Source organism: Candidatus Arthromitus sp. SFB-mouse-Japan, assembly GCF_000270205.1.
In the GTDB taxonomy this organism is placed as follows: Bacteria; Bacillota; Clostridia; order Clostridiales; family Clostridiaceae; genus Dwaynesavagella.
On the sequence record NC_015913.1, the window covers coordinates 532,575 to 556,497 of the forward strand.

At 26.3% G+C, this 23,923-nt stretch carries 21 protein-coding genes; 15 read left to right on the forward strand and 6 right to left on the reverse strand.

The genetic code is table 11. The features are described 5' to 3' along the window. Window positions 1-4: 4 nt before the first annotated feature. Window positions 5-1,837, reverse strand: coding sequence for a 1-deoxy-D-xylulose-5-phosphate synthase (gene dxs / locus SFBM_RS02635; protein ID WP_005806757.1), 1,833 nt, complete (start codon window positions 1,835-1,837; stop codon window positions 5-7). A 303-nt stretch (window positions 1,838-2,140) separates the two neighbouring features. Between dxs and SFBM_RS08225 the strand changes: the two genes are divergently transcribed. The 5 genes from SFBM_RS08225 (at window position 2,141) to SFBM_RS02660 (ending at window position 8,454) form a co-directional block, all read left to right on the forward strand. After that, window positions 2,141-2,275, forward strand: coding sequence for a hypothetical protein (locus SFBM_RS08225; RefSeq protein WP_255325488.1), 135 nt, complete (start codon window positions 2,141-2,143; stop codon window positions 2,273-2,275). Window positions 2,276-2,550: 275 nt separating this feature from the next. Then, entirely contained in the window at window positions 2,551-5,547 is a 2,997-nt protein-coding gene (locus tag SFBM_RS02645; protein WP_007440787.1) for an insulinase family protein, read from the forward strand. Window positions 5,548-5,661: 114 nt separating this feature from the next. Next, the gene (locus SFBM_RS02650; protein ID WP_005806752.1) at window positions 5,662-6,666 is read left to right on the forward strand and encodes a CotS family spore coat protein; all 1,005 of its coding nucleotides are present in this window, start codon (window positions 5,662-5,664) and stop codon (window positions 6,664-6,666) included. Window positions 6,667-6,682: 16 nt separating this feature from the next. After that, window positions 6,683-7,411 (forward strand): hypothetical protein, encoded by a 729-nt coding sequence (locus SFBM_RS02655; protein ID WP_005806751.1) that lies wholly within the window; start codon window positions 6,683-6,685, stop codon window positions 7,409-7,411. Next, window positions 7,408-8,454, forward strand: a complete 1,047-nt coding sequence (locus tag SFBM_RS02660) for a spore coat protein S (RefSeq protein ID WP_005806749.1) — start codon at window positions 7,408-7,410, stop codon at window positions 8,452-8,454. The genes SFBM_RS02655 and SFBM_RS02660 overlap by 4 nt, the downstream gene beginning before the upstream one ends. A gap of 13 nt (window positions 8,455-8,467) precedes the next feature. Here SFBM_RS02660 and SFBM_RS08140 read toward each other — a convergent pair whose 3' ends face one another. Together SFBM_RS08140 and SFBM_RS08145 are read right to left on the reverse strand one after the other, a co-directional pair. After that, on the reverse strand, window positions 8,468-8,653 hold the full coding sequence (locus SFBM_RS08140; RefSeq protein WP_371137053.1) for a hypothetical protein: 186 nt from the start codon (window positions 8,651-8,653) through the stop codon (window positions 8,468-8,470). A 7-nt stretch (window positions 8,654-8,660) separates the two neighbouring features. Beyond that, on the reverse strand, window positions 8,661-8,867 hold the full coding sequence (locus SFBM_RS08145) for a hypothetical protein (protein ID WP_242821636.1): 207 nt from the start codon (window positions 8,865-8,867) through the stop codon (window positions 8,661-8,663). 213 nt (window positions 8,868-9,080) lie between these two features. On the opposite strand from SFBM_RS08145, the gene SFBM_RS02670 reads away from it, so the two are divergent. From SFBM_RS02670 to SFBM_RS02680, 4 genes are all read left to right on the forward strand, one after another. Continuing rightward, the gene (locus tag SFBM_RS02670; RefSeq protein WP_014017874.1) at window positions 9,081-9,905 is read left to right on the forward strand and encodes a hypothetical protein; all 825 of its coding nucleotides are present in this window, start codon (window positions 9,081-9,083) and stop codon (window positions 9,903-9,905) included. Between the two features lie 198 nt (window positions 9,906-10,103). Beyond that, a complete protein-coding gene (locus tag SFBM_RS02675; RefSeq protein WP_007445760.1) occupies window positions 10,104-10,655 on the forward strand; it encodes a DUF2815 family protein in 552 nt (183 codons plus the stop codon). A gap of 233 nt (window positions 10,656-10,888) precedes the next feature. Continuing rightward, on the forward strand, window positions 10,889-11,020 hold the full coding sequence (locus SFBM_RS08230) for a hypothetical protein (RefSeq protein ID WP_005806742.1): 132 nt from the start codon (window positions 10,889-10,891) through the stop codon (window positions 11,018-11,020). 9 nt (window positions 11,021-11,029) lie between these two features. Beyond that, complete coding sequence (locus SFBM_RS02680; RefSeq protein ID WP_005806741.1) at window positions 11,030-11,683, forward strand: hypothetical protein; 654 nt, start codon at window positions 11,030-11,032, stop codon at window positions 11,681-11,683. A 57-nt stretch (window positions 11,684-11,740) separates the two neighbouring features. On the opposite strand, the gene SFBM_RS02685 is transcribed toward SFBM_RS02680, so the two are convergent. After that, the gene (locus tag SFBM_RS02685; protein WP_007439870.1) at window positions 11,741-11,971 is read right to left on the reverse strand and encodes a hypothetical protein; all 231 of its coding nucleotides are present in this window, start codon (window positions 11,969-11,971) and stop codon (window positions 11,741-11,743) included. A gap of 122 nt (window positions 11,972-12,093) precedes the next feature. On the opposite strand from SFBM_RS02685, the gene recJ reads away from it, so the two are divergent. From recJ to SFBM_RS02700, 3 genes are read left to right on the forward strand one after another with little or no spacing between them, the layout of a single operon-like run. Then, entirely contained in the window at window positions 12,094-13,866 is a 1,773-nt protein-coding gene (gene recJ, locus SFBM_RS02690; protein WP_005806738.1) for a single-stranded-DNA-specific exonuclease RecJ, read from the forward strand. 10 nt (window positions 13,867-13,876) lie between these two features. Next, on the forward strand, window positions 13,877-15,547 hold the full coding sequence (locus SFBM_RS02695) for a sensor histidine kinase (protein ID WP_014017875.1): 1,671 nt from the start codon (window positions 13,877-13,879) through the stop codon (window positions 15,545-15,547). A 47-nt stretch (window positions 15,548-15,594) separates the two neighbouring features. Beyond that, window positions 15,595-16,662: an undecaprenyldiphospho-muramoylpentapeptide beta-N-acetylglucosaminyltransferase gene (locus SFBM_RS02700; RefSeq protein ID WP_005806734.1), complete on the forward strand. Its 1,068-nt coding sequence runs from the start codon at window positions 15,595-15,597 to the stop codon at window positions 16,660-16,662. Window positions 16,663-16,697: 35 nt separating this feature from the next. Here the strand turns inward: SFBM_RS02700 and SFBM_RS02705 are convergent, their stop codons facing one another. Then, window positions 16,698-17,282, reverse strand: coding sequence for a hypothetical protein (locus SFBM_RS02705; protein ID WP_007443677.1), 585 nt, complete (start codon window positions 17,280-17,282; stop codon window positions 16,698-16,700). A gap of 49 nt (window positions 17,283-17,331) precedes the next feature. Here SFBM_RS02705 and SFBM_RS02710 point away from each other — a divergent pair, with 49 nt between their 5' ends. Further along, window positions 17,332-18,441 carry a tetratricopeptide repeat protein gene (locus tag SFBM_RS02710; protein WP_005806730.1) on the forward strand — a complete coding sequence of 370 codons (1,110 nt, stop codon included), beginning with the start codon at window positions 17,332-17,334 and terminating at the stop codon, window positions 18,439-18,441. A gap of 20 nt (window positions 18,442-18,461) precedes the next feature. After that, window positions 18,462-18,950, forward strand: coding sequence for a hypothetical protein (locus tag SFBM_RS02715; protein WP_007443676.1), 489 nt, complete (start codon window positions 18,462-18,464; stop codon window positions 18,948-18,950). Between the two features lie 83 nt (window positions 18,951-19,033). Here the strand turns inward: SFBM_RS02715 and SFBM_RS02720 are convergent, their stop codons facing one another. Next, window positions 19,034-19,420: a hypothetical protein gene (locus SFBM_RS02720; protein ID WP_014017876.1), complete on the reverse strand. Its 387-nt coding sequence runs from the start codon at window positions 19,418-19,420 to the stop codon at window positions 19,034-19,036. Window positions 19,421-19,536: 116 nt separating this feature from the next. On the opposite strand from SFBM_RS02720, the gene SFBM_RS02725 reads away from it, so the two are divergent. After that, window positions 19,537-23,922, forward strand: coding sequence for a DUF4214 domain-containing protein (locus SFBM_RS02725; protein WP_014017877.1), 4,386 nt, complete (start codon window positions 19,537-19,539; stop codon window positions 23,920-23,922). The last annotated feature ends 1 nt before the right edge of the window (window position 23,923 follow it).

A 23,923-nucleotide genomic window follows, 5' to 3' on the forward strand; every position in this document is an offset into this window, starting at 1 on the left:
TAAGTTAGTGTATGTATGCAAGTGATTTTATTTTATTTACTATGAGTTCAGGGTCAAGACCAGATATTTTTCTCAAGCTATTGGTATCCCCATGATGAAAGAAATTATTTTCAATTCCAAATATTTCGATGTCATTCTTATATTTATGCTTAATTGCAAATTCACAAATACCTGAACCGAATCCTCCAATTTTGCATGCTTCTTCTATTGTTACAATTGGTACATTTGATTTAAATATTTCATGAAGCATATCTTCATCCATTGGTTTTATAAAACGTGCATTTACAATTTTAATATTTATATTTTCACTCTTTAATGAGTTGCATATTTCGTGGGCAATATCAAGCATTGGACCGAAGGTTAAAATAGCTAAATCATTTCCTTCTTTTTCAACTGTCCATGAACCGAACCTGATATTTTTAAAATGCGGAACATGGGTTAATTCAGAATATCCTCGAGGATATCTATAGGATATGATTCCCTTATCTTCATAATTATAGAGACAATTATGCAATAAGTGTTGGGCTTCTATTTGATCTTTTGGCATTACTATTGATATGTTTGGTATTGGTCTAAGAAAGCTAATATCATAGATACCATGATGAGTATCGCCGTCACCTGTTGCGAAACCACATTTATCTATTGCAATTACCATATTTATATTTTGTCTTGCTATATCATGTATTATTTGGTCATACGCACGTTGTAGGAAAGTTGAATATACGAAAAATATTGGTTTGAGTTTTGATAAAGCTAATGCAGCAGAAAACGTTGCCCCGTGTTGTTCTGCTATTCCAACATCAAAAGTTCTATTTGGGAACTTATTTTTAAAAAATTCTAACTTAGAGCCTTTAGTCATTGCGGGTGTGATACAAATGATATTTTTATCCTTTTTTGCAAGATGTTCTACAGTTTCTGATATAACTGCCCCCCAGGCTCTATGATTTTGTTTTTTGGATTTAATTTTTAATCCAGTAGATTTATCAAAAGGACCAATACCATGCCATGATCCTACAGCATCATTTTCTGCATTATGAATTCCTTTTCCCTTTTTTGTGATTATGTGAAGAACACATGGTTTAGAAATATTTTTAATTTCAGTTAGATTATTTATTAAACTTTTGATATTGTGTCCATCGATTGGTCCGGAATAATGCAAATTCATACTTTGAAAAAAATTTTTAATTGAGTAATTTATTGATTCATTTTTTTTAAGATTGGATATGTATGATGACGAGTCATATATGTCTTTATTATTGCTATTTTTAGGAATTATGGCACAGATGTTTTTTGAGATGGACATTTGATTGTCATTTAAAATGATTATAAGTTTTCTTTGCTCATATCCAATATTATTTAGAGCTTCTAAAGCCATCCCACCAGTTAATGCACCATCACCTATAACTGAAACTATATTTTCTGACGTATTTTTAAAATCTCTGCTAACTGCAAATGCTAGGGCAGCAGATAAAGATGTTGAACTATGTCCTGTCTCCCAGACATCAAAATTACTCTCACTTCTTCTTGGGAATCCTGAGAGTCCATTAAATTTTCTTAGAGAATTAAAAAATTTTGCTCTACCTGTAAGAATTTTGTGAGCATAGCATTGATGGCCAACATCAAAGATTAGTTTATCTTTTTCAAAATTAAAAATATAATGTAGTGCTATTGTTAGTTCTATAACTCCAAGGTTTGAAGATACATGTCCACCTGTAGAACTTAATGATTCAATTAAAAAATCCCTTATTTGATCAGAAAGTAAGTAAAGTTCATCAATTGAAAGTTTCTTCAAAAAACTTGGATTATTTATTCTATATAAATGATCAAATTTTTTCATTTTCTTACCATCCTAAAATGTTTTTTAAATCAAAAGGATAGTTAATTATAACATTAAAACAACAATTAAAAAATTAAAATTGATTGATTTATTTAAATTTAATCTAAAACACTAGGATTATAAAAAACAGGAAATAATATAGCACATATAATTAAGTTTATTAACAGCGTTCTATCATTTTTAGATTAATTTTTTGTATTAATACTACTATTTACTTTGTTTTTTTTGTTGGGATAATTTGATTGAATTGTTTGTTGATTTACTCTTTGAGCATAAGCATTTAAGACCATTGTATTAGGAGTATTGGGAAGTGGAACGTATGCATGTATATCTTTATTTTTATCTAATGGGATTCTTATCATAGAGCTTGAAGATAAGCAGGTTGATATAATCATAGAAGAAACTAGAGAAGTTCCTAATAATAATTTTTTCATTTAACATCCTCCAAATTAATATTAAGTTAAAAATATTAAATAACTATTAATAAATTATACTATGAATATTTTAAATTGCAAGAGTTAAGTGGTTGGTTGCATACATTTTATATCCAAAATAGTTAATGATTTTGCATATAAAATTACACTTATTAACTAAAATACAAAATTAGATACAAATTTTTATAATTTGAATAGCTTAGTTTTTTATAGAAACCATAATAAAAATTTTTAAAACTGAGAAAACTTACTATTAGTAAAATTAAGGAGGAAATTAATTTGAATAGTAGGGTGAGTAGAAGTTTATTTATATTTTTTATGGTAGTTATTTATTGTTTTAATAGTGTTGTGACGGTATCGGCTATATCATTTTCAAAGAGTATAAATGGATATGATCTTTTGAGGGAAGAGTATGTTGAAACATTAAAATCAAAGGTTTTGTTATATGAACATAAAAAAAGCGGGGCTAAGATTATTCATATAAAAAATGATTCGAAATTAAAACTTTTTGATATAACGTTTAAAGTTCCTACAGTTAATAATAAAGGTACTAATCATATTTTAGAGCATATATTTTTTTCAGGATCTGAGAAATATCCGATCAAAGATGTATTCCCTGCATTGTTTTATTTGAATAATTTGGAGTATATAAATGCAGCAACGGATACAAATTATGTTACATATTACGTATCTTCAAGGGATAATAACCAGTTAAAAACTATTATTGATTATTATTTAAGTGCTTTATTTTATCCAATTGTATATAAGGAAGAAAATATTTTTAAGCAAGAAGGATGGAGATTTGAGTTAGAAGAGATGAATTCTCCATTAAAGTTAACAGGTGTTGTTTTAAATGAGATGAAGGGTTATGTTTTTAATAATGAATTTTATAAATCAATTGCAGCCGTAGACAGTTTATATAAGGGAGCTCCTGGATCATTTAATGGTGGTGGAGATCCTTATGTTATACCAGAGTTAACTTTAGAAGAATTGTTAGAGTCGCATAAAAAATATTATGTTCCTTCAAATTGTTTGGTAATACTCTATGGTGACATTGACACTAATGAGGTACTTAAGTTTATGGATAAAGAGCATTTAAGTTTGCACGATAGAAAAGAACAGATTCAAGAATATAATATCAGTGACAATTTAAGTGAGAAGGTTTATACAAATTTGAAATATCCTGTGCCAGAGAGGGAAAACAGGAACAATAAGCACATCTTTATTAATTCTTTTGCTACAGGAAGTATTAATGATGTGAGAGAAAGCTTTGCTATTAAGTTTTTGGTTTCAATGATGGGTGCGGAATTTTCTGGAATAGAAAAGCGGTTTAATGAGATGAATATCGGAACGGATTTTTCAATTGATTTTAGAAATGTTGGGTCGAAACAATCTTACGTAATGTTCTCTGCTAATTCGGAGCAAGAGTTTGGGGAAGAGTTTGAAAAATTTATTTATAGAGAACTTGAGAATTTTAGGGATAATATTTTAAATGAAGAGTACTTGGAGAATTATTATAATATAACGAGCAATATCATAAATAGGAAGATAACGGATACGCCTGATAGTTTTGTTATGTGGAATGTGATAAATGCTTGGTCATCAGGTGGAGATATCATAGATAGTATTAGATTTTATGAGAACTTGGAGTATCTAAAAGAATATGGAGTAGAAGATTTTATTAACATAATTGATATGCATTTTATAAATAATAAGCATTCAGCTTTTGTAACACTTGAGCCTGATTTTGGAATAATTGAAGAGAAGGAGAGAATCTTAAGAGAAGGTCTTAATAATTATAAGGAATCTATGAGTGAAAATGAAAAAGTTAATTTGATTAATGAAACAAATGATTTTAATTCATGGATTGAGCAAGAAGATTCTATGGTTGTACTTGAAAAGTTATCTAATCCATTTAAAAATGAACACAATAAGCTTGGTGACGCTAAGGTTCAAAGTAAGAATGGAATTTATGAATATGTTTGGGGAAAAATCGGTGAAAATGATTTTATAAATGTATCTCTTAACTTTGATTCGCGAACAGTTCCAAAGAGTAAGCTACATTATTTAGCTTTGTTTTCTGATTTGATGAAAGAAGGATTTGGTACTTATGATAAAACAAATATAGAATTGATGAGTGATATTAAACAAACACTATTTAATCTTAATATAACATTAGAGGAAAATTTAAATTGTTTTGATGGGAATATTTATAATCCAACCTTTAGGATATCATTTGATACTACTAAAAATAATTTAGATAGATCTGTAAAGTTATTAAATGAGTTTATAAACAACATAAATTTTAAAAATGTAGATTTATTACAAAATAATTTTAATAGATTGAAATTCTACTATGAGTCAAATTTAATTAATCCTAGCATCGTTTATTATGAAATTGATGGATCAAATTATGATGGGGGAAAATATAAAAATTATGTGAAGGGATTGCCTTATATAAAATTTTTAATCAATGTATTTGGGAAATATGGAGAGGATCACGATTTTATACATACTGTTAACAAGGAAATTCAAAATGTTAGTAATACGGTGTTTAATATAAACAATTTAAAAATCGGAGTTGTTTCTAATAATGAGAATTATAAGCTTGTTAAAAAGAATTTGGAGTCAAATTTATTACCTAATTTGAGGAATAATACAAATAGGAAATATAAATATAAATTTGATGCAGTAAGGGAAAGAATATCAATAAAAGCTCCATCTCCAAATGTGACATTGTATGCATTATTAAATTTTAAGGCTAGTGGTAGAAATTATACACCTAAGTTCTTAGTTGCAGAGTCAGTTTTGGGTGAATATTTGTATAGGAATATGAGGGTTAAGAATGGTGCATATCAGGTAAATTCTTTGGCTACAACTCAAGGAACATTTGCTGTTGTTGCAGGATTTTCTCCGGTATTGAAGGAACAAATAAAAGTTGTAAATAATATAGGTAATTATTTAAGTGAAATAGATATAACTGAATCATTACTTGAAAAATATAAGATAATAACTATTTCATCTCTTGCAAATACTTGCGATGAAATTGATAGAGCAAAAACAGAAGTACATAATTATTTGATAGGGATGACTAAGAAAGAATTTAAAAATATGATCGATGAGATTAAGTCAACAACGATTCAAGATATTAAAAGTATTGGGAAAACTATTTCAGATATTGGTTTTAATAAGATAGGTGTGTTTGGCAATATGAATATAATAGAAGATAGCAGCAAGAATTTCAGCAATATTTTTACTTTACCACTTAAAGAATAGTTTAAGGGTGTATCAAATTTAATTTGATACACCTTTTATTTGGTATCTGCTAAGTAACAATTAATATTAAATTTTCATATATTAATATGTACTTAAATTATAGAGAGGCTATTCATGGATCAATATATAAGTAGTTTGAAGAGGTTAGTAGAAGAAAATTATGACATAACAATATTTGATATAATAAAATTCAAAAATATTTATAAGATATCGGCGGTTGAGGGAAATTTTTGTTTAAAGCAATGTAAATATAAATTTAGTAAATTCAAATATATATTGGATGTTTTGGATTATTTAAAAAAACAAGAATTTGATAATGTTTTGAGTATAATTGAAACGTATTCAGAGGGGAAATACATTGAGCTTAATGGTGTTTATTTTTATATGACCAAGTGGTTAGAAAGCCGTGAATTAAATTATAGCAATTATTATGATGTTATACGAGCATCACAAAATATTGCTAATTTTCATAATTACACAAAAGGATATAAGCCGTCACAAAATATTTTGCCAGACTCTAGATGGATGAAGTGGATTGATCTTTTTAATTCTAAGCTTAGTGATATTATTTCATTTAAAGAGTTATTACAAGATAGAAATGATTTAAACACATTTGATAAAATTTATTTGGAAAATGTGAATAAAAATGTTGATTTAGCCAAGGAAAGTATTGAATTGTTGTATAAGTTTGAGTACGAAAAAATTATAAATGAGCATTCTAAACTGGGTTATATTTGTCATCATGATTTGGCAAATCATAATCTATTGATCGATTCAAAAGGGAAAATTTATTTTATAGATTTTGATTATGTAATTTTAGATACTTATCTTCATGATTTAGGAAGTTTTATTAATAGATGTTTGAAGCTCGGTAATTGGAATGAGCATAAATTTAATATGGTGATTAATTCCTATAGAGATGTTAAGTATTTACCTAGACGTGAAATTTTGCTTACACTTTCTTTTATATTGTTTCCAAATGATTTTTGGCAAATAGGTATTCAGCGTTATAGAGAGAGTATTGGGTGGGATAATGAGAAATTTTTAAAACGTTTAAATAGATCTGAAAATGATAAAGATGATAGGACGAATTTTATAAGAAGTATAATTTTTAAATAGTTTTGTAGGAGTTCTTATGAGTTTGAAAAGTTTTGCTATCTCAAAAAAAATATATGAGTTTGAAGAATTTCAAAAAAATAGAGTGAAGGATTACACGGAAGGAGGTATTTTTGAGCATATTAATATACTTTCTGATTTACATGGACGTTTGAGGGGATGTCCAATACCTTTAACTAATTTGATTAATAAGATGGTAGAAAATTTTAAGATTTCAGAAATGTTTTTAAGTCAAGATATTGAGAGATATAGATTTAATTCAAGAAATGAATTTGAAGAAAATGTAGCACGATTTGGTGAAAAGATATTATATAGAATAAGGAAAATATTAGATATAATACATGAAAATAATTATGAAAACATGATATTAAGAAGTATAAGAAATAAAGAAATTTGCGTTTATAATGTGAATATTAATGATTTTTGTGTTGATTCAGATTCTAAAATATATGTAAGAAATATTAATAATTTTTGTGAAAATATTTTAGAGTATGATTATGTGAAGTTTTTTACCAGATTGAAAAGATCAAATAGAAACATTGAATTTATTAAAATGTGTTCTTATGTTTGTAGCAAAGAGAATTTTGGGATTAATAGTTATAATTTTATTTTGGCTTGCACGAGTTTTCCATATGAATTTGTAAAAGTTATATCAAGATATAGAGATTTAGGGCGTGAATTATCTGATTATTCTAGAGAGTGTGATTTTGGTGACGTCTTAATTAAGGATGGAGAGAGTCTTGTATGATTAATCAAGATATAGATATTTTGGATTTAAATGAATATAATTTGTCTTATGATTTTTTAAATAGTGTTATAGGAATAGATGTGAATGAATGTTACCCGTATAAAAATGGATTTTTTATAATTGATCAAAATGGAAATAATTATTTGATATTTAAAATTTTGGAGAGGGATGTAGAAAAATATATTCAGATATTTGATGTTTTACAGAATATAAATTCCATAAATAGATCAATTCAAGGTATGCATTTTTTTATGGGTAATAAATATTTTATAGATAAGTCCACAGGGCATTATTATGTTGTATTTAATTATCCCAACGGGGAATATATTAAGTGGCTAGATTTTAATATTAATTCTATCAAAGATATTTTAATTAATTTTTACAATGGATCTCAGGATATTCTTAAAGATTTGTATAATTTTAATTTAAAAGAAGATGTAAAGTTACTGACCATAGGTGATGAGGTAAAAGAAATAGATGAATATCTTTTAAACATACAAAACATAGAAATTTTCATTTTGCATAAGTACAATAAGGATAGGTTTGATGATTTATTTCTTGAAAATAAAACTTACATGAAGGATGAGCTAATAAAAATTAGAAAGTTTTTCACTAGCTCTAAGTTTAAAAATTACGTTAGTAACCATAAAAATATAAGATTTATAAATGGAAATTTATCGAATAAGTCTTTTATATTTAATAATGATAGAAGTTATATTATAAATTTTTATAATGCATCTATTGATTTATTTATTAAGGACATAGGTATTTTATCTGAGAAGGCAATATTCAATATTAATGTGGATGAGTTTAAAACATTTATTATAAATTTTTTGAGTAACTTTGAAGGAAATATTAATGAACATATAGAGATGTTATTTAATTATATTAGACTTAATAATCGCATGTTTAAATGGTTTAATACTCAATACAAAAACATTCATTATAGTGGTAGAAAAGTTGATTTAGATAGTAAGATATCAGAAATTTATATGTATAAACAAAATATTAACGATTTTATAAATATATTATCCTTCACTTAGTGTGAAGGTTTTTTTATAGTTTGTTGTTATTTATAATGTGTTTTAATAGAGAATCGCATCCAGCTTTAACGAGTTCAAATGTTAAATCAAAATTTCTTGTATAATAAGGATCAGGAATAAATTTATGTGATGTATTTTCAATAAAATCTGTTAATTTATACACTTTTATATTAGGATTTATGTTCATGACATCATTCATATTTGAATCATCCATAACAATTATATAATCGTTTGTATTTAAATCTTTTTCTGTAAGTTTTTTTAGATACAATGTTTGAAAAATCTATATTTAATTTTTTAAGGATTGTTTGAGTACCGTGATGAGGAGGATTTCCCACATTGTATCCAGATGTAGCCCTAGATGATACGTTAATTTTATCACTAAGATTATTTTGTTTAATGATATGTCGCATATAGGCCTCACTCATTGGAGATCTGCAAATATTGCCCAAACATATGAATAAAATATTGACCAAAGTAATCACCTCAAATATAATTTTCTTAAGATTATATCATAATATAATTATAAATAGATGTTGTTTTTATTGGTATATTTCGTATAAAATTAAGTATAGACTCAAATACTAACTATTAAGATAATAATCAGTAGGGGTGAAATAAGAAGAATGTACATATATTCACACTTAAACATAACAGATGTTTTAGAAATAATTAGGAAAGTGAATCCCGTAAAGATATTAGACGTTAATGTTGGATTTGGACGTTGGGGCATCTTGTGTAGAGAATTATTAGAGAGAGACAATATGGGAAAGGTTCGAAGGCCTGACTTATGGAATATTAAGATAGACGGAATAGAAAATATCACTAGTTCTTGTATACAAACCTATCATGATATCTTTTATGATAATATATATAGGCAAGATTTAGAGGGATTCTTTAAAAACCATTTAGCACTATATGATTTAACAATTTTTTCAAATGTATTGGAATATAGGTCAAGAGAAGAAAGTATTAGAATGTTAAGTAGTGCAATGGAGATATCGAGATTTATATTGGTTTATGTTAAACTTGGAAAACATAATGATCAATACACACCAGATGAAAGACAAGTTAGTATCTGGAAAAAAGAGGATTTTAATGGATATGATGTTGTTAACAATATCATTTTAAATGATAGATATGGAAATAAATATGGGATTTTCTTGATTGAGTGTAATACGATTAAGAGAATATACAATAAAAATGTTGTTATATATGGAATAGATGATTATTTTGATTTATGTGTTAAACCATTTATAGATGAAAATAAAATCATATGTTTTATGGAAGAGAATGTATTTAAACAAGGACTTTTTCATATGGGAAAGATAATTCATACTATAAAGGGAGTTAAAAAAATAAAGGATGATTTTGTAATAATAATAGCAAGTGTATTTTATAGAGAAATAAGGAAAAAACTTGAGGCCGCTAGCTTATATAATTTTATATAATTGTAATTTTTGACGCAAGACCTAATTCTTGTGTCTTATTATTTTTTAAAGGATATTTTTCATTTAATATTGAATTCTTGGTTTAATATAATTTTAATAATGTTCTAGAAATAATTTATTTTAAATAATGTAAAATTGATTGAAGTTTTTTAAAAATAATGTATTTAATGAATGATTTATTTAGGAGAGATTGATATTATGGACAATTTGAGTACAGAGGTAGTCACAGGAAAAGTTCGTTTTAATTGTGTGTATTTATGGGAACCTAGAATTATTAATAGTAATCCTGAATATTCAGTATGTTTATTAATACCAAAATCAGATGAAAGGACACTGAATGATATTAGACAGGCTATGAAAAATGCAAAGGAAATAGGGATAAGTATTTTAAATTACAATATGGATTTAGATCTTAAAATGCCATTAAGAGATGGCGATATTGAACGATCAGATGAGGTTTACGAAGGATGTTATTTTATGTATGCTAGTAGTGCTAATAAGCCACTTATATTAGATGAATTTAACAATCAAATTAATAATAAGGAAGATTTTTATAATGGTTGTTATGGATATGCATCAATTAATTTTTATGCTTTTAATACAGATAAGAATAAAGGCATAGCGTGTAGGATTAATAATATTGTCAAGATTGAAAATGGAGATTTACTAGATGATAAATCGACTGTAAAAGAAGATATGATATCTATAGAGGCTATAAAATTAGAAAATTTAGAAGGTTTTATGGTTTAGTGAAATTATATAAATTTAGATATAAAGTATTTTGTTTCATAGAAGTTTGAAACTTGTTTGTTATAGAGTTCTATAGAGCAAATGCAGAGCATTTGCTCTATATTTTTTATAGGAAAAGATACAATTAATTTAATGATTTCTCATTAAAAGATACTATTTCAAAATTTTATATTTGTATATAATTAAAACATTAAATAGAACAAGCAAAACAATATATAAATAATTTTTAGTAGATGATTAATATGTTAAAAGATAAGATTAAGAAGATAGTATCAGCGGTGGTTTTAGGGGCATTGTTAACAATTGGAGTAGGAAGTATAAAATCAATGGCAACAACAGACAATACACAACAACAAAATTTATAAGAAGTTTATATGGACTTTGATAGTGTAGACGGAGATTATTATGAATATGATGAGTCTACTTACTCTGAGATTATAAAAGAATTGCTAGATTCAGGATATATAGATCAAGCTAAAGCTGATAGGTTTATACAAAATATTAATTCTGAATCAGTACAAGCGGAAATTATTAAAGAGTATAATTTATATGCAGTTGATTCATATGTGAAAGAAGGATATTATAGTGCGGAAGCTGGGGAATTAGAGAAGCAGTTAATAGAAGCACAATATGCAGGGAATGATGCACTAGTTGAAGAGTTAAATAATAAATATATGGAACAATTAGAAAAAGATGGAGTGGTTTTTGATCTTTATGATAATACGTATTATCAAGATGCTGTGGATCATCTATTGAGTGAAGGATATATAGATCAAGCTAAAGCTGATAGCTTTACACAAAACATTGATTTTGAATCAGTACAAGCAGAAATTGTTAAAGATTATACTTTATACGCAATTGATTTATGGGTAAAAGATGGATATTACAGTGAAGAGACTGGAAAATTAGAGAAACAAATAGTAGAAGCAGAATATGCGGGGAATGATTCACTAGCTGAAGAGTTAAGGAATAAATACATGGAACAATTAGAGAATGATGAACTAGCAAGTTTTTATGAACTTGGATAAGAAATTATTTAGATATGATGGTATTTTAAGAAAGCTTTATAATAAAGCTTTCTTTTTTTATGTGAGTGTATCTTTTACATAAACAACATCACAATTTAAATGAGTGAATAATGGTTCTATTGATGTTTTGAATTCTCCAATTTCGTAATTTAAAGATTGGTTAAATAAAATTTGATTTGTTACATTGTTCATAACTAATAGATTTCCACTTGAAATATCATAGGTAACTGATAAGTCTGTATCATTAGATCTTATGTAATTTAATAAATCGTCGATTGAGTCGAACATAATAACACCTCCTAATTTATACATAATTTAATTATTTCAAGTAAATTAGAAATTATTCAACATATTTTAAAAAAATTAGTTTGTGTGGTAGAATTGCAGTATGGTTTTAATAGGAGGAATGTATGTTAGAGCGGTGGATTTTGAGAAATAGAAATACCTTAATAGAAGGGATAGAAAAGCTTGAAGTATCTAGCAAGCTTTTAAAGATACTCATTAATAGAGATTTTAAAAATTTTGATGATATGAGAAGTTATATGTATCCGAGTGAGGTTTTATTAAATGATCCATTTGAATTAAAAGATTTTCAAAAGGTTATTGATATTTTGATTTCATTAATTGAAAGTGGAGATAAGATAAGAATTGTTGGCGATTATGATGTTGATGGTATAATTAGTGTCTACATATTATATACAACTTTTAAGAATATTGGAATTGATGCTGATTTTGTAATACCTGATAGGGTTAAAGACGGTTATGGAATAAATAAAAAGATAGTTAGTGAGGCTAAAAATGATGGAGTTAAGGTTTTAATAACGTGTGATAATGGTATAGCTGCTATTGATGTTATAAAGTTTGCAAAAGAGAATGATTTAATTGTAATTGTTACGGATCATCATGATATTCAAATTATACACGGTGAAGATGGAAATTGTGATAGGGTTTTGCCTGATGCTGATGCGATTTTAAATCCAAAGCAAGATGAGTGTGCATATAAGTTTAAAAAACTTTGTGGAGCTGGTATTTGTTTTAAGCTTTGTTCTGAGCTATATAAGAAGTTTGGGTTAGAATATAAGATAGATGATTTGATAGAGGTAACTGCTATTGCAACTATTTGTGATGTTGTTGATTTGGAAGATGAAAATAGATTTTTAGCAAAGAAGGGTATTGAGTTATTAAGATCAACAAATAATATTGGCTTGAATGCTATAATTGATATAAATTCTATATCAAGAGAAAATATTTCTTCGTATGAGATAGGTTATATAATTGGTCCTTGTTTGAATGCACTTGGAAGGCTTGAGAGTGGTATGAAGGGACTAGATTTATTATTGTGTGATGACAATGATAAGGTTTATGAACTCGCATCAGAAATAAAGGATTTAAACGATAGAAGGAAGTCTATGACTTTGGATGGTTTTATTGAGTGTTTAAATATAGTTATGGATGAAGGATACTTCAATTCAGATATAATTGTTGTTTATAATGAAAATATTCATGAAAGCATAGCGGGTATAATTGCTGGAAGGATTAAGGAAAGGTTTTATAAGCCTACAATTGTTTTAACAAAAGGTGAGGAAATTTGTAAAGGATCGGCTAGGTCAATTGAGGGAATAAATATTTTTGATTTAATTTCTGAAAATCGAGATATACTTGAGACATTTGGAGGTCATCCTATGGCTGCAGGATTATCTATTAGAGAAGAAAATATAAATTTATTTAGAGATAGATTGAATTCATCAAATAGAATTGATAAGGAGAAGTATTTAAATACTGTGTATATTGATATCTTTTGTCCAATTCAGGATATAGATTATGATTTTGTCAGAGATTTGGACAAACTTGAGCCATTTGGAAAATCAAATCCAAAACCAATTATTGGTGATAAAAGGTTAAGATTATATTCCATCAAAAGAATTGGTAAAAATAGGAATTATATTTCTATGAAATTAATTTCGAGGGATAACAAAATTTTTGATTTTGTTTATTTTGGATATGCTGATGAATTTGATAAATCATTTAGTAATTATTATTCAAGAGTTGATCTCGAGAAACTATATTCTGGAAGATGTAATATGAACAGTCAATTTTTTATTGATGTTTTATATGAAGTTAAGATAGATAATTATAATTTTAGTGAGACGATAAAGTATTTTTTATTAAAGTATAGATTTTAAAGGTGATTTTATGGAAATATATGAGCTTGATAAGCAGATTGACATTATTAATTCGTTTAACGATATTGTTTTGGTTACAGATCTTAACAATATCATTAGATCGTATAATAAAAGGGCCTATGAATCATTTTCATTTGATAAGGATTTTTTAAGAGATAAAAGTATAATTGATTTTATTAGTGCGTTTGAAGTAAGAATATATGATGAATTTATTGATGGGAAAAATTTTGATTTAACGAGCAAAATGCCAAGGAATATATTGAACTATGATATGAAGACTGTTGTTTTTAAGAGAGTTTTTAAGCGTAAAGAATTATTTTTTAAGCTTGGGATTTATGAACATAAGTTATATGGTAGGGAAATAATAGGAAATATTTACATATTGACGGATATAACGGACATTTATATGGCTTATAATGATTTAAGTAAAAATAATGAAGCGATGAGAAATTATATTGTTGATATGAAGGGTCTCATTGATATAAAGCATAGATTGAATAAAAAGAAACATAATCAATTTATACATATAAATAATATAATTAACAATTTGCATGAAGGAATCATAGTAGTAGATAATATGTTTTCTGAAATTTACTGTAATGATGTCTATAAAAACACTTTTGATTTTACAGCAAGAGAATTTTTATCTTTAAAATTTTTGGATAATTATAAGGTTGAATCTATAGGAAATAATTTTATTGATATTAGAGAATTTTTGAAAAATATTAAATGTAAGAATGAAAAGCGGACGGGGCAATTTTTATTTAAGAATATTGAATATAATATTGAAAAATATTTTCAAATAACACTGAACACGATAGATTATCATGAAAATTCTAAGCTTAAATATCATAATATAATTACATTTTCAGATATAACTCAGCTTAAAATTCAAGAGTTGTTGAAGGATGATTTTTTTAATATGGTATCTCATGAATTAAGAACACCTATTACTTTAATAAAATCATCTCTTCAGGCACTTGAAAATTTGTGTAAAAACGAACTGACGATGGGCATGAAAAAATATTTGAGTATGATGAATAAAAATAGCTCAAGATTGTTAAAACTCATTAATAATATTTTGGATTTATCGAGAGCTGAATCTGGTTATATGTTACCTGTTATGAGTTATTTTGATATAGTAATTATAACAGAAGACATAGTTACATCAATAAATTTGCATGCTAATCATAAAAAGAACATAAAGGTTATATTTGAACCAAATGTAGAGGAAGAATATTTATTTTTTGATAAGGATATGTACGAGAAAATTTTACTTAATTTATTATCTAATGCAATTAAATTTACTCCAAATAATAAGATGGTTTATGTTAATTTGATTATAAATAGTGATAATTTTGTATTGAAAGTAAGAGATCAAGGGATAGGAATACCTAAAGATAAATTAGATGGTGTTTTTGATAAATTTAGTCAGGTTAACTCTGTTTTAAGTCGTGGTGCAGAGGGAAGTGGAATAGGATTATCTATAGTTAAGAGATTTGTAGACATTTTGAAAGGTAAAATTGTTGTTAATAGTGATATTGGAATTGGGACAGAATTTATTTTAACATTTGATAGATCTATTGTAGACAATAATTTTGATACAATTGAGGAGGATATATTGATAAATGATGAGATTGATGTTAAAGTAGATATTCATTTTTCTGATATTTATCCTTAAACTAAGATTAAATTAGAATTTATTTTAATATAAAGAGGGTATTCTAGATGAGTAAGAAGATTATATTAACTGGTGGTGGGACGGCAGGCCATGTTATTCCAAATATTGCAATAATACCTAAATTAAAGGAAATTGGATATGATATTGTTTATATTGGAAGCAGGACTGGGATAGAAAAAGAGCTAATACAGGCACATAAAATTAAGTATTATGGTATAAGTACGGGTAAGCTCAGACGTTATTTTGACATGAATAATTTTAAAGATCCCTTTAGAATAGTTAAGGGTGTTTTTGAGGCAGTTAAAATAATGAGAGATGAAAAACCTGATATTGTATTTTCAAAAGGTGGATTTGTTGCTATACCTGTAATATTAGGGGCATTTATAAATAAAATTCCTATTGTTTCTCATGAGTCAGATATCACTCCAGGACTTGCAAATAAAATTGCTATGCCTTTTATAAAAACTATATGTACGACTTTTCCAGAAACGGAGAGATATATTGGAAGTAAAAAAATTGAGCTTACAGGTACTCCAATACGGAAAGAACTATTTTTAGGAAGTGAAATAAAGGGGAAAGAAATTTGTAAATTTAAGAATAATAAGCCTATTATACTTGTAATGGGAGGAAGTCAAGGTTCTACTTTTATAAATAATTTAATACGTAAGAATTTGGATAGACTTTTGGTTAAATTTAATATAATTCACATTTGCGGCAAAAATAATCTAGATAACAGTTTAGATAATAAGGAAGGATATATTCAAAATGAATATATTAAATCTGAATTACCTCATTTATTTAAAATAAGTAGCTTAATAATATCAAGAGCGGGATCAAATAGTATATATGAAATACTTGCGTTAAGAAAACCTAACATACTGATTCCATTATCAAGACGAGCTAGTAGAGGAGATCAAATTTTAAATGCAAAGTCTTTTTTTGACAGGGGATTTAGTGAATTTATAGAGGAAGAAGATATAAAGAGTTTTGATGAATTAAATAATTTAATTAATAAGGTTTATGATAATAGAGAGATGTATATAAACAATATGAATATAAATTCTGATAATCCAATTAAAAATATAATTAATGTTATAGTTAAATATTCAAAATAAGAAAGGAGAATTCAATTTTAAGTTGAATTCTCCTTTTATGTTATAAAATTTTTATAGATACCAGATGTCAATATATTTAAAAGTTTGTCTGAAACTATCATATACCACTGATTATTTTTTTTAGATAATTGTATATCTAATATGCTGGAAAATTTATATTTTGTAGATTTTAACGATTCTAAAAAAATTTCGTATTTATTTTCATCATCTGGAAAAGATGGATCATTTTTAAAAAAGTTTATTATGTGCTTAGCTATATCGTAATATGTAAATCTTATTTTAAGTGTTGATGAGTTAAAAAATGTTTTTGAGGATAATATTTCGTAATCTATGTTGAACATCATATTTTGTATTTCGCTAATTATTTCCATTTTACTCTCATTGTCTGATTGACTTAATACATTATCAAACACATGATTTATATTTGGTATAGAGATATTTAATAAATATTTATTGGCTTGTTCAATATCTTTTGAGGTATATGAATTAATAAAATTTTGAAATGTGATTTCACTATCTTTAGATATTGATAGGGAAAATAGGATAGCAAAACCTAAGACTATAGAAATTAGTATTACACAACAAAATTTTAATAATATATTTTTACTTGTAATTTTCACATTACTCCGTCCTTTATATTAGATTATTTTAAAATTAAAAGGTGATCTTATGAAAAAGAATAACAAAAAATTAAAGAATTATACTGATAGAAAATTAATTAATTTAAGATTATTACAAATAAGGTTAATAAGTAGATTAAATGCACCTGATTTGGAGTACAAGCTATATAATTTACAACAATTAATTACTATTCTTGAAGAAGATGAATTTTATGATCATAAATTAGGTAAACAATACTTAGAAGATATAAAAAATAATAATTTTAATTGCATTGAGCAGTTTAAAGAGGATAATTCAACTATAGATTTAAATTTTCAAAGTGATTTTAAAGAATTAACATATAACCTTAGAAAGATAATTTACGATGGAAATTATGAAAAAGCAATAGAACTTGGAAATAAAATAGGAGAAATATATCAAAAAAAGGATTTAATATGGTTTTTAATAGCTTTATGTCATGACTTAAATGGTGATAAAGAAGAAAGTGTATTCTATTATAAACGATCTATATTGTTAAATGAATCAGAAGTTAAATATTATTATTATTTAGCTAATGTATATATAGATATAGGGGATTTAGAAAATGCTAATAAATATATTTCGTATGCATTAAAATTAGATTGTGAAAGCAGATATATACTTGAATCCCATGCTTATATTTTATTACACAACAATCAGTATGATAGTGCAATTAGTATTTTTAAAGAATTTATGTCTGATACTGAACAGTATAAAAATGTCAATAGAATAATTTCAATTATATATTTTTTGAAGGGTATTAATTATTCTTATAAATCAAAGGATGGATATCTTTATAACATAGATAAGAATGATACTTATAATGTTATTGCGTGTATAGATAAGGCTATGGATTTTGATAGTAGCGATTTATATTTTAAGGAGCATATTGATAATGCAAGAAATTCTTTAAAAATGTGTTTTGATTTAAAGAGAATATGGATTCTTTTGATAACGAGTTTATTTTATATATTAAATGTTCCTTTTATTAAAGTTTTAGTTATTATTATGTTGTTTGTTATATTTATATCTAGTTTTAAAATGGTATGTGTACTTGAAAGATTTAAAATAACAAATGATGGGAGTAAAATAGATAATTTCTGTGATAGAATAAATAAAGTATTTTATTTTAAAAGATAGTTGAAATTGGAGGTATCAAGTTGACTACATTGTATGAACATAATATATTGGGATCTAAGATTTCGATGATTAGTGCTATTTTTAATATACCATTTCTTGTTGGAGAAGGTACAATCTGTTTATATGAGCAAGGAATAACTCTTTTAGATAAAAATGGCAATGAAAAATACATTATAGGATTGGATGAATTAGTTATTAGCTATGAATCCTTTGTTAACACAAGAAATTTAAAATACATTTCTAATATAAAGTTTTTTACATATGATATTAGTTCTAAATTTAGAAACTTAAATAAAAAACTTAAGCATGTTAATGGATCTTATTATGGTAAGATGGTAATAACAATATCTGAGATTGGTGAAGTAGAACTTTTTGATAATCAATCATTTAAATATAGAAAGTTTTATAATCTTGTTAATGATTTAAAAAATGGAATTAGCCCTTTAAAAAATATAGAGGAACAAAAAGGAACGTTTTTATCAAAGTTATTTAAATATAAATTATTTTAAAAACTTTTGGCAAGTATTTGCCAAAAGTTTTTTTTATAAAAAATGAATATTAATTTATTTAATTTTAAAAAATATTAAAGATTTTAATTATTAAGTTCAAATGAGTATGTACCAATACCATTATCGTATTTTAAATCTATGTAGTATATTTTTTCACTGTTAGGTTTAAGAGTAACTTCTTCTTTTGAAGAAGAACTTATATGTAAATATTCTTTACCATCTTCATCTACAACAGTTATATATGTTTTACCTGTTCTAAGTTTTAATGAAGATTTTAGAGTAGATTCTTTTGAAATTGTGAATTTATAGGATTCAGTGCCAGAAAACTTTGAAAAATCTTGTGTTATTTGGGAATTTGGTTCTATTTCACCAATTATTGTTCTTTTTGTTTTAGGAGCATTAGAACATGAAGTTAAGAAAAGAGTAAGTGTTACAATAAATGTCCCTAATATTAAGTGTCGTGATTTCATTATTGAACTCTCCTTTTAAGTACTTTGGATTTAGTATTGCACAAAAATAGGAAAAATTTCAAACAGTTTTACGATTTAACAATTATTTTAAGAATTTAGGAAAGGAAGGAATTAATTTGAATAATGGAGCTTTAAAAATTTTAAATTCAATATTTTTACTCTTGTTTGTGGTAAATTGCTTGGGATTTTCTAGTGCATATTCTAAAAATAAAGTAGTTAAACAATCGAGAGCATATGATTTGGAATTAAAGATTGATAATGTGAATTTCAATTCAGCTAAATTTAGTTGGGTATATCCGGAAGACATTGAATTTACATTTGGAGATTACATAAGTTTGATTTTGATTAATGAAGAGAATGGAAGTCAAGGAGAAACTCCTATATTTTCTGTCATTCATGGTAAAGATGAGGCAGATTTATCAGAGATTACAAGTTTTGAAATTAATTCACTAATACATTCAACAAAGTATCAGTTGAAATTAGAATTAAGCAAAATACAAGGGGATTATTATTCTGTTGAGGAAAGTTTTGAAACATCTGATTTTGAAATATTTGATATTCAAATAGAGGGAGCAGAGGAGGGAGTAGTTAGAAATAAGCTATTGAAGGTTAATTGGAAAACAAATCCTGAAACAGTAGATTTTGGAGAAAATGATAAGGTTGAGATATTTTTAAAGAAATTAAGTGACAATGATTTTTCGAAAAAGCCAATTTTTTCATCAGATAAAGATGTTAAGAGTGCAGAATTTTCTCTCCCTGTGTTTGAAGAAATGTATGATTTCAAAATAGCGTATCGCTTGAAAGGAAATGTAATTTATAGTGATTTCTTTTACTGTGATTTAAAAAGTGGGGGAGCAATTCCTGAAATGCAAGATATAAAATCTTCATCGGCTAAGCTTACTTTGAATTATCTGAATGAGGAAATGTTAACTGAAAATAGTAAAGTTAATATCTACATTAAAGAAGATAGGAATCTTGATTATAGTAAAGATCCGATTGTTTCATTTGATGGTAAGGAAGAGATTATTAAAAATAAAGAATATGTATTTAATAAACTTAAGTTTTCAACAAAATATTATGTTAAAGTTCAACTTGTTGTTGAAAGTTTTAATGAATTTGGAAAAGATATGCTAGCTATGGATGAGAATAGATGTGAGTTTGAAACGAAAAAATTTGATATAAAGGATTTAGTTTTTACTGATGGAAATGAAAATATCTCAAAGCTTAGTTGGAATTTTGATGGTGAGGATATTTCATTTTCTGAAGGAGATAATTTGAAAGTTTACATAAAAGAGAGCTCAAAAGATAGCTATTCAGAGGATATTTTAAAAGACAGTACTTTAAGTGTAGATGAATTATTGACAAAAAAAGAGTTGAATATTACGTTTCCTAAGTATGATACAAAATATGATATCAAGTTAATTTATACTATTGGGGGTAAACAGCTTTCTAAATATTTAACTCATACTGTTTCTTTACCTAAAATTGATTTTGGAGTAAAGGTGTTAAGTGATGAAAGTTTGGAATTTAAATTTAATTTTGATCAAAATAAAACTAGGTTTGAAAAAAATGAGAATGATAGAATAGAAATTTTTGTTAAAAAATATGGTGAAAAAGATGAGGCTTATAAGTCTATAACATTTAACGATGAGGAGTTAAATGATATGGAAGTTTCATCAAGAGAGGGAGAAGATGTAACTGAGAACAAAATAGAGCGAAAATTGAAGATTGAAAATATTTCATCTGTTGTTAATGGAGCTTCGGGATCAAGAGAGGGAAGTCAGGATGAAGGAGATCAAGTTAACAGTAGTGGAGGAGGTCAAGATGATTCAAGTTCCACGCAAGAGGAGAAAAAGCAATATGATTTTAAAATCGTTGTAACAAAAGATGGGGCTTTGTTCCAAGAGAAGTTTTATAGAGTGTCAATGGAAAAGGATTCACTTCAAATTGTTGATGTGGTTTTTAAGAAGATAAATGAGAAAAAGGTTGAGACAAGTGTTGAGTATGCACCTTATGATTATGATTTTAATGATAAGGTTGAATCGCTTAGTTATACAAAGGAGAAGAATTCATCTTCTAAAAGTAAAAATCCTGAATTTAAGAGGTCATCGAATAAGACTACATCAATAACTAATGATTTTAAAACAAATAACAAATTTGAGATAGAGTTTGAAGATTTCGGAGTTTATAAATTGAAATTTTCGTATAAGATGAAGGAAAATGGAACTACAGATGGGGTTACTACTACTACTAGAAATTCAGAAAATCAGTTTAAATGTAACGAGATGGAAAAAATTTATGATAATAAGTTTGATGTTTTTAAATTTGAGTTAGTAGATGATGTTTTTAATGAAATAAAATTAAATTTAAATTTTGTGAATTATTATAAGCCTAAAAATGGAGATAAAGTTGATATATTTTTCAAAGTAAGTGGTGATGAAAGTGAATCTGAATCCGGAGATGATAGTTTTAGTAAAGATCCATTAGTCACATTTGTTCATAAAGATAATGAACTCAATTTAGTAAATATGGGAGCTTTTGATTTATCTGGACTTGATGCTGGAACTAAGTATACTTTTAGAGCGAAATTCACCGCTAAGGATCATATATCAAATGTGATACAAGAAGATAAAAATGCAGCTACTAAAGATATTAAAATTTCTAATTTGAGGATTGATCATGTATCTGACATAGTTGCATATGTAAGATGGGAGCTTGAAGAGGGATTTGAGTTTGGAGTTAATGATAAAGTGGATATTTTCTATAAAGTAGATGGAGAGGAATATCCAGAAGAAGCAAACCAACAGGAAGAAGATTTATATATTAGTGATGGAGTTATTATTTATTTAGATACAGTTGATACTCAATATAAAGTAAAGTTTATATTTAGGAGTGGAAGTAAAACTCTTGAGAAAGAAATAGATTTTAATAATAAAATAGATGATTTAGATGCCGAAATTACAGATGTTTATGAAACATCCACTTATATAAAATGGAATTATCCTTCTAATTATGATTTTACAGATGGAGAAAGTATTGCAATATTTATAAAAACAAAGGATGGAACTTATGATGAAGAGCCAGATTATTATGTTGAACAAAATGAAGAAGAGGGCGAGGATGTAAAAACATTTAAAAGTATTAAAATGACAAATTTGTATCCAAATACAGAATATGATGCAAAAATTTTATTAGATTTTGGGGATGTAGGGAAGAAAGAAAAGGAAGTTAGTTTTAAGACTAAAGAAATTGATATGTTAAATATTTCACTTAAGGCGTTGTCTAATAATTTTTTTGATATAGGCTGGGAGTTTTCTTCAGATACACTTGATTTTGATGAATATGTGGATTCTTTAAATATATATAGGAAGCTTGAAGATGATGATTTTTCGGATTCTAATATTATTTATAAAATTGAAAATGGTATTGATAAAAGAAATAGTATAAGACTTGAAGTAGATGATATTTATGAGAGTTATGATATTAAGATTGAATACAAATTTTTATCTGGAAGTATAGAGAAAACGATTTCTGCAGGAGGGTTTCTTGCGGAGTTTGAAGGGGATACATCTAATTTGATGGTGAAATATCCTGAATCTTTAGTATTTGAAAAAGGTGATTTTATAAAAGTTCTTGCAAGAGAAGGATTAGAGGGAGATTATGAAGATTTTATAAATATAGAACATTCATCTTCTGAAAATTTAAATAAATTAGAAAATATAGAATTAGATAGTTTACTTAGTGGAACATCGATTATTTTGAGCATTAACAATAAAAATACTCAAGTTTTTCCTGTAGAGATTACTTATGAATATGAGGAAGTTGGAGATGAAGACGGGGGAGAATCAGAATATCCAGTTTTAGATATTGTAAGTGAAATGAAAGGAAATTGGGTAGATATAAGTATTCCAGATGAATATGATATTGATACTTCATCAGAAGTTTTAAATAGCATTGGTGGTAATTCTTACTATGACCAATTAGAAGATGGAACGTATGTAATAGTAATAGATAGAATTGTACCTAAAAAAGTTTACTCTAATGTATTTGTTTTAACATCTGATATGAGTGGAAATGAAGTTAGGTTTGATATAGGTGAATTTCAATTAGAACCATATAATTTGTTAGAAGATTTTCTATTTAACTCTTATTATTTTGCTTTTGATAGGGAACCTGATGAAAACGGATACAATTATTGGAAAGATCAACTTGAAGTAGAGGGAAATTTGTCAGGGAAGTATTTTCTTATTAATTTAATGTTTGCAGAAAGAGAGTTTGCAGATAGAAATCTGAGTGATGAAGATTTGATTAAAGCTTTATATCAAATTGTAGTTAACAGACAGTATGATACTGAAGGATTAAATTATTGGATTTATATGTATGGTGAATATTTAAATGAGTTCGGCGGTGATAAATATGAAGCGAAGAAAACTTTAGTTTTAAGGATGGCTTATGAACCTGAGTTCGGAAGATTATGTGATGAAATGGGAATAGCTTGGTAAT